This is a genomic window from Streptococcus sp. 3874 (assembly GCF_013276425.1).
In the GTDB taxonomy this organism is placed as follows: domain Bacteria; phylum Bacillota; class Bacilli; order Lactobacillales; family Streptococcaceae; genus Streptococcus; species Streptococcus pseudopneumoniae.
Genome location: NZ_VMLA01000160.1, coordinates 341 through 688 on the forward strand (window position 1 = coordinate 341; position 348 = coordinate 688).

A 348-nucleotide genomic window follows, 5' to 3' on the forward strand; every position below is an offset into this window, starting at 1 on the left:
TGTCTAGTAACCATCCTGTGGCCATTGAACCATTACTATTGAGGTAGTACCATGAACCATTGTCTAGTAACCATCCTGTGGCCATTGAACCATTACTATTGAGGTAGTACCATGAACCATTGTCTAGCAACCATCCTGTGGCCATTGAACCATTACTATTGAGGTAGTACCATGAACCATTGTCTAGCAACCATCCTGTAGCCCTTGAACCATCAGCATTGTAGAAGTACCACATTCCATTTTCTTTTTTCCAACCTCTCGTCATAGAACTATTACTGTTGAGGTAGTAGAATGAAGAGTTGCCGAATAAGAAACCTGTACCCATTGATTCTGCTGGCTTAGCTGGCA

General features: G+C 42.2%; 1 pseudogene. It reads right to left on the reverse strand.

The window, feature by feature from the left end:
- Positions 1-348, reverse strand: a pseudogene (locus HT703_RS11390) (N-acetylmuramoyl-L-alanine amidase family protein); the annotation flags it as partial.